The organism is Bartonella queenslandensis AUST/NH15, from assembly GCF_000312585.1.
Lineage (GTDB): Bacteria > Pseudomonadota > Alphaproteobacteria > Rhizobiales > Rhizobiaceae > Bartonella > Bartonella queenslandensis_A.
This window is the reverse complement of record NZ_HE998003.1, coordinates 52,348-59,478: the sequence shown is the minus strand read 5'-3', so window position 1 is coordinate 59,478 and position 7,131 is coordinate 52,348. Positions and strand designations below refer to the sequence as shown.

The 7,131-nt window shown below is 37.6% G+C and carries 5 protein-coding genes and 1 pseudogene; 5 read left to right on the top strand and 1 reads right to left on the bottom strand.

Features of this window, described 5'->3' with window-relative positions; translation table 11 throughout:
• Nucleotides 1-279: 279 nt before the first annotated feature.
• Complete coding sequence (locus BN338_RS05420; RefSeq protein ID WP_039759814.1) at nt 280-1,059, bottom strand: energy transducer TonB family protein; 780 nt, start codon at nt 1,057-1,059, stop codon at nt 280-282.
• Nucleotides 1,060-1,300: 241 nt separating this feature from the next.
• On the opposite strand from BN338_RS05420, the gene BN338_RS05415 reads away from it, so the two are divergent.
• The 5 genes and pseudogenes from BN338_RS05415 to BN338_RS05395 form a co-directional block, all read left to right on the top strand.
• A complete protein-coding gene (locus BN338_RS05415) occupies nt 1,301-3,478 on the top strand; it encodes a TonB-dependent hemoglobin/transferrin/lactoferrin family receptor (RefSeq protein WP_039759812.1) in 2,178 nt (725 codons plus the stop codon).
• A gap of 250 nt (nt 3,479-3,728) precedes the next feature.
• A pseudogene (locus BN338_RS05410) lies at nt 3,729-4,771 on the top strand (hemin-degrading factor).
• Between the two features lie 12 nt (nt 4,772-4,783).
• Complete coding sequence (locus tag BN338_RS05405; protein ID WP_039759809.1) at nt 4,784-5,689, top strand: heme/hemin ABC transporter substrate-binding protein; 906 nt, start codon at nt 4,784-4,786, stop codon at nt 5,687-5,689.
• Between the two features lie 20 nt (nt 5,690-5,709).
• Nucleotides 5,710-6,789, top strand: coding sequence for a FecCD family ABC transporter permease (locus tag BN338_RS05400; RefSeq protein WP_039759808.1), 1,080 nt, complete (start codon nt 5,710-5,712; stop codon nt 6,787-6,789).
• Nucleotides 6,786-7,131 (top strand): ATP-binding cassette domain-containing protein (locus tag BN338_RS05395; RefSeq protein WP_039759806.1); only part of this gene is annotated, 346 nt, incomplete at its 3' end. The genes BN338_RS05400 and BN338_RS05395, both read left to right, overlap by 4 nt.

Here is a 7,131-nt window from a genome sequence, read left to right as displayed (position 1 = left end):
ACAATTAACCTTTACTTAATAAAAGCTATAGCTCTATCATCCTCTAATCCCGAATGTTGCAATAGCCCTTTCATTTAGAGCATTCATAAGAAGTATGTTTACTGCTTTTTAAAGTTTTTTTATCCATGCTCTTCCTCACTTGTGTCATAAGCCAGTGAATGATTTTGATTGCTTCAATGTCAAAAAAAATCGAAAAAACTATATTTGAACTTTCATTAAAACTATAAATAGCCTTTATAAATAAATATATTATATGAACTGAGCCTTCATAAAAAAAAATCAGCTAAATATCAAGGATACTCTGATAATTTTATTTACTTTTGATGGTGGAGGGGGAGGAAAAGAACCAACGCGTTGAAGGGCTGCCATAGCCAATCGATCAAGTTCTGGATCTCCAGCAGAAATGACGACACGGCTGGAAAAAATACTCCCCCGCTCATGCACCCTAAATTCTAATTTCACCGTTCCTTTTGCTCGACTGATACGCTGTCCCACAACATAATTTTTTTGCTTTTCTAATTGCGACTGTACCTTTGCTAACCACTCCATTAACACCATATCTTCCAGCCCTGCTGTACTACCGCTCTGTCTGGCATTAAGTGAATGCACGGCCTTTACAGATGGCTTTTTTACAACTGTCTTTGGTATTGTTTTTTTCTCAAATATTTTATCTTCTACTTTTTGAGGAAGAGATTCTTCCAAAGATTTTACTGTAAAATCATCTTTTTCTACAGTATGCTGGAGCTCTTCCGGTTGAATGTCATCCACCGTTTCCAGTATCTCTGGCTCTTGCTCAGAAAGATCTGGCTGCAATAGTTCTGATTTTGTGCTAACATTTGACAAATCCGTATCATGATCCGAATTCGACGAATCCATATCAGCATCTAGATATACACTCTCTTGGGCAAGAGTTAGCATAACTGTTGACGAGAGCATACCCTTACTGACACCAGTCTTTCGAAAATAAAACTGTGCTCCCAATGCAATATGCAGAAACAGAGCACCAACAAATGCAACCATCCAAAGAGTTGATAACTGCCTCGTATTTGCAAAGTTCATCGTTTTTCCGCCGCTATTCTAAGTGCAATATTGGTATTTCATCTCATTAAAACAAGCTATTTTGAAATTGCAACTTTTTTCTTGACTGATTTTATCATGTTTAATATGGTTTCTCTGTGATTTTGTATTTTAAATCATCTCTGCTTGGTTGGCTAATTTTTGGTAGGGTTAAGTCAAGCATTTTCATATGTAAAATTTCAAGCTTAGAGAGGGGATATTAAAAAAAAGGTTATAATGTGTTATGCAAATAAGACGAAAAAATATCCACAAAAGCTGTGTGATTTTAGGTGCGTTGTCGGTCTGTATACCTTCATTTGTTTTTGCACAAAACAGCGATAAGGATGTTGTGACTGAGCTCAAGCCAATCCTTATTAAAGGAAAAAAAGTAGAAGATACTTCAAATTCAATAACTGTTCTGACTGATCGTAAAACCAACAAGAATATTGATGAAAAACAAATAACTGATGTTTATGATGTGAGTCGTCTTAACCCTTCTGTATCCTATAACTCAGAAAATAACAGTTTCGTTATCCGGGGTTTAGATGCAAACCGTGTTCTTACGACAATGGATGGTATTTCTCTTCCATGGTTTAATGATATATTCCGTGGTGGGGGTGGAAACACAACTTTTGATTTCAATGCTCTTTCTACGTTTGATACTATTCAAGGGTCGGATTCTAGTCTTTATGGTTCTGGCGCCTTAGGCGGAGTAATTGCGTTGCGTACTCTTAATCCTGAAGACCTTATCGAGGAAGGAAAGAATTGGGGAAGCCTTATAAAAGGTGGTTATCATTCCGTTGATAACAGCTGGCGCATCGATCAAGCTTTTGCTGTGCGTAATTACCAGACATTTTTACTTTTCCAAGGGTCATATGTAGAAGGTCATGAGCGCAAAAATATGGGAACAGTGGGAGGATATGAAGAACGCACGCGTAAAAACCCTTCTCACTTTGATAAAAATAACTTGCTTTTTAAAATTCATCAATATTTGAGTGATAATCATCGGCTTGGTTTTACCGCAGAGCGTTTTGGTCATAATAGTAATACACATGAATTAAATTCGTCTAAAAGATATGCTCCAGGTTCTGTTTATGAGCGGGATAATAAACTTCGTGAGCGCTTGTCTCTTTCTTATAATTATAATGGTAATGGCGATGCGTTTCTTGATGCGTTGAGTGGACTGCTTTATTGGCAAAGGCAATCAAGTCGTTATGTTATGACTGGCGTTCGTGTTTCAGCCCCCAAAGGGGATTATTTAAGAGATAATTTCTTGCGTAATATCAATTATGGTTTCAATGCTGATGCATTTAAAAAAGTGGATTTTGGCACTACAAATCATACGTTAAGGTTTGCAACAAATGTTTCGTTATCTAAATTTCATCACTATTTGTTAGGTAAAGATAATTGTCATATAAAAGAATACGCTCGGGGATGTCTTTTTGTTCCTGCTAATCGATCAGATTCACCAGACACAAATGGTTACAATTTAGGCTTTGTTTTTGAAGATGAAATTGGTTTGGTTGATAATCGTTTTCGTGTAACACCAGGAATTCGGTATGATTGGTACAAATATATTCCTCAGAAAACACCTGCTTATGAAAAAGCACTGATTTCTGATAAATTCCCTCCAGAAAGAAGTGGATCACGCTTTTCTCCTAAATTACGCGTGGAGTGGGATGTTCGTAATCAAGTAACGCTCTATGCTCAGTGGGCTCAGGCTTTTCGTGCACCGCGTATTTCAGAACTTTATGTCTCTTATATCAAACCTTCTGCTTATTACGTGAAAGGAAATCCTGATCTTCAACCAGAAACAAGTAATGGATATGATGTTGGTCTACGATATGGAAATGAAAATTTTGGTGGTTCCTTCAATGCCTTTATCAACCAATATAAGAACTTCATAGATACCGAGGATAGAGGTCCATCAGAAGAATTCAGATTTGCGCGTCGGCATTACATGAATCGTTTTCGTGTGCAAATTTTTGGTGTTGAAACAAAAGCACATTTAGCTCTTAAAAATGGTTTTCATAGCAATGTTTCTCTTGCTTATTCACAAGGAAAAGATCTTGATAAAAAGGAATATCTTAATTTAATTCCTCCTTTAAAGGCAGTTATCGGCTTAGGGTATGCGAAAGAAGTTTGGGGAAGCGATGTTATCCTTACTTTGGCTGCCAAACGTGATAAAGTAGCTAAGAAATCTGATTACCAAAAAATTCCAGGATATCATGTCGTTGATATGACAGGATGGTGGAAACCCTTCGGTGAAACGGGACCTATTCTAAGGGCCGGTGTTTATAATCTTTTCAATACGAAATATTGGAATGCATCTGAACTTCCCTCAGGAGAAAGTTCAACACCGAAAGATTATTATAGCCAGCCTGGTCGTAACTTTAAGGTGTCGTTTGTACAAAAGTTTTAGTCACTTCTGTTAACTATTCGGTCGATAAAAGGATTGATTATTATGTTTCTATTTTCAACATCTTTGAAATTACAAAGATTTGATAGAAGAGCTTTAATTCTTTCTGTTTTATCGTTTTTTAATTGTTCGGCTGTTGGCGATAGAGCGTTATTTTGTGATAGATTAAACTCTTTTAAGAGTTTAATCTATTGCCTTGGTAATTTTAAAATTTGAAAGTTAGTTTTTGAGTTAAGTAACATAAGGTAAAATCATGGCACATACAGCTGAAATGATTCTTCGTTTGCGTGAAGAAAAAAAGAAATGCGTAACCGTGATTTTGCGGTTTCAGTTGGTATATCTGAAGCAGAACTTATTGCGGCCTATTGTACTGTTGGAAAAGCAAAAAGACTACAAGCTGATGTTGCTACTCTCTTGGAGAGCGCTCCTCGACTTGGAACAGTCATGGTCTTAACACGAAACGAACATGCTGTTCACGAAATAACAGGACGCTTTGAAAAAATTGTTCAAAACGAACATGTCCCTATCACGCTTGGTGAAATTGATTTGCGTATTTTTACAAAACAATGGAAGTTCGGTTTTGAATATGATGTTATTATTCTTGGAAAACCTATAAAAAGTCTACAGTTCTTTGATCAACATGGCGTTGCTATTTTAAAAATCTATTCTAAAGATATGACAAATATGGAAGAGTGGAATGGACTTGTTGAAAAGCTCCTTCTTGAAAATCAGTCCTCTGCTCTTGACATTCTTCCCGTTTCCCTTCCAGTTCAATGTGATATAACAGAATTGGATATTGAGGGTTTTCGGGATCGTTGGCGGAAAATGACAGATGTACACCAACTTCGCGAAATTATTTCCGAATTTAAAATTAATCGGCATCATGCTGTAAAACATGTTGGTAATGAATTTGCCGATGAATTACAGGTAGATGCTGTTGAAATGATGCTTAACCAAGCCGCACAACAAGAACTGCCAATTATGTGTTTTGTTGGTAATAGAGGGTGTATTCAAATTTTTAGTGGGACTGTAAAAAATATTAAGCAAATGGGACCTTGGCTTAATGTTCTCGATCCAGGATTTGATCTTCATTTACTCACATCTGGTATTGCTCGTGTATGGCATGTTCGCAAACCTACCCGTGATGGTTATGTTAGTTCACTTGAAGTTTTCGATAAAAATGATGAGATGATTGTTCAATTCTTTGGCTTGCGCAAAGAAGGTCAAAAAGAGCGTGAGGATTGGCGTTCTTTATTGAAGTCTCTTCCTCCCTATCAAGAATTAGTTGTCGCTTAGAAAGAGATAAATATGCTTATACTTCTTTTGCGCAGACGATTAAGGTTTTTTCTTCTTTTTATACTGCTTTTTCTTAGCTTCTTTTCTCAACGGGTTATTGCTGAACCTGCCACGCATTTTTCTGAAAATGCACGAATTGTCTCTATTGGTGGTTCTCTAACGGAAATTGTTTATGCATTAGGAGCACAAGATCAACTTGTTGCCCGTGATAGTACAAGCGTTTATCCCAAAGAAGCTCTCAAACTTCCTGTGCTTGGCTATATGCGTGCTCTTTCACCCGAAGGTGTTTTGTCTCTTGCACCTGAAGGCATCTTACTCGTTGAAGGGAGTGGGCCACCTTCAACAATTGAAATCCTCAAAAAAACATCAATCCCTATCGTGATCATACCTGAGAACTATTCTCGAGAAAGTGTCATAGAAAAAATTCACCTCGTTGGAAAAGCCATCCATCGTGAAGCACAAGCCGCTGCATTAATTCAAAAAGTGAGCCGTGATTTTGTAGATAATGATGCTCTTTTGGCAAAAGTAACGAAACCAAAGCGTGTCCTTTTTATTTTATCCGTGCAAAATGGACGCGTTATGGCATCTGGAACAGATACAGCAGCTGATGGTATCATAAAACTTTCAGGTGGTATCAATGCCATTACTGATTATAAAGGGTATAAACTTCTCAATAACGAAGCGTTATTGAAAGCAAATCCTGATGCTATTTTGCTCATAACACATAGTGGAAAATCTATTAATCTTGAAAAGCTTTTAGCTATACCAGCAATCCAAGCAACAACTGCCGCCAAAAATCATGCTATTAAACAAATGGATGCTATGTACCTCTTAGGATTTGGTCCACGCACTGCATACGCATCAAGAGAACTGATTCATATGCTTTATGGTGCAAACCAAAACGATAAAAACAGATAAAATTGGTAGAGAAGCCATCTATGGTTTATGCATCTGAAACAAAAAAAAATAAAAAAACAAATCGTGAGAATTTGAGAAAAATACTCTTATTAGGTCTAATAATATTCCTCATCTTCAGTATCTTAAGTGGACTTTTAAATGGTGCTTCAAATACTTCTCTCTTTGATTTTCTTTATAGTATGTTTACGCAAGAATTTTCTGTCAGTCGTAAAACACGCGATTATCTCATATTTATTGATATAAGGTTTCCTCGCGTTATCTTAGGGCTATTGATCGGAGCGGCTTTGGCTGTCTCTGGTGTTCTGATGCAAGGGCTTTTCCGTAACCCTCTTGCCGATCCTGGGATCGTAGGTGTATCAGCAGGAGCCGGTCTTGGTGCTGTTTTAGCAATTGTGGTAGGTTTTGCCTTTCCTGTTTCATTTACACCTTTTCTAGAGCCGTACAAAGTTATCATAGGTGCTTTTTTTGGCGGGCTTTTATCAACGATTGTTCTCTACATAATAGCAACGCATCATAGTTTTACCTCTATTGCAACGATGTTGCTTGCCGGTATTGCCCTTGGTGCCTTAAGTAGTGCGGTTGTTGGAACGTTGATTTTCATTGCAAATGACCAACAATTACGCGATATCACTTTTTGGAGTCTTGGTTCTCTTGCGGGGGCGACATGGTTAAAAGTATGGCTTGTTCTTCCTTTCATCTTTATGGGTCTTCTTTTCTCCCCCTTTTTATCACGAGCACTTAATGCTCTTGCGCTTGGAGAAGCTGTTGCAGGTCATATCGGTTTTCCTGTTCAACGTGTTAAAAATATTGCTATTCCCCTTGTTGCTCTTATGTGTGGAAGTGCTGTTGCTGTCAGTGGTGGTATTGGTTTTATTGGTATTATTGTTCCTCATATTTTACGTCAGCTCATTGGTCCTGATCACCGCTATCTCATTCCTTATTCTGCTCTCTTGGGAGCAGCATTACTTATTTTTGCTGATACCTTTTCACGCTTAATCGTTGCGCCCGCAGAATTGCCAATTGGAATCGTAACAGCACTCTTTGGTGCCCCCTTCTTCCTGTGGATCCTTATATGCAAACGAGGAACAAACTTTTCATGATTGAAGCGACAAATATTTGCGTTCAGCGTGGAAAGAAACAGATTCTTAACCACATTAATCTTCACGCTAAAAGTGGAGCTTTTACCATCATTATTGGTCCTAACGGATCAGGAAAAAGTACTTTTGTCAAAGCATTGAGTGGAGAAATTCCTTACAGCGGAAAAATAACCTTAAATGGTTATGATGTACGCAAAACAAAGACTTACGAAATGGCAAAAATGCGCGCTGTTTTACCACAATCAACAACGCTCGTATTTCCATTCTTAGTCCATGAAGTTGTAGGACTTGGCCTTTCTGTAAACCACATTGCCATTGCCAAAGCCGAATTGCAAAATCTTATCC

Excerpts from the sequence above, each read along its gene's own strand:
- BN338_RS05420 (WP_039759814.1), bottom strand. The coding sequence starts at position 1,059 with ATGAACTTTGCAAATACGAGGCAGTTATCAACTCTTTGGATGGTTGCA.
- BN338_RS05415 (WP_039759812.1), top strand. The coding sequence starts at position 1,301 with ATGCAAATAAGACGAAAAAATATCCACAAAAGCTGTGTGATTTTAGGT.
- BN338_RS05405 (WP_039759809.1), top strand. The coding sequence starts at position 4,784 with ATGCTTATACTTCTTTTGCGCAGACGATTAAGGTTTTTTCTTCTTTTT.
- BN338_RS05400 (WP_039759808.1), top strand. The coding sequence starts at position 5,710 with ATGGTTTATGCATCTGAAACAAAAAAAAATAAAAAAACAAATCGTGAG.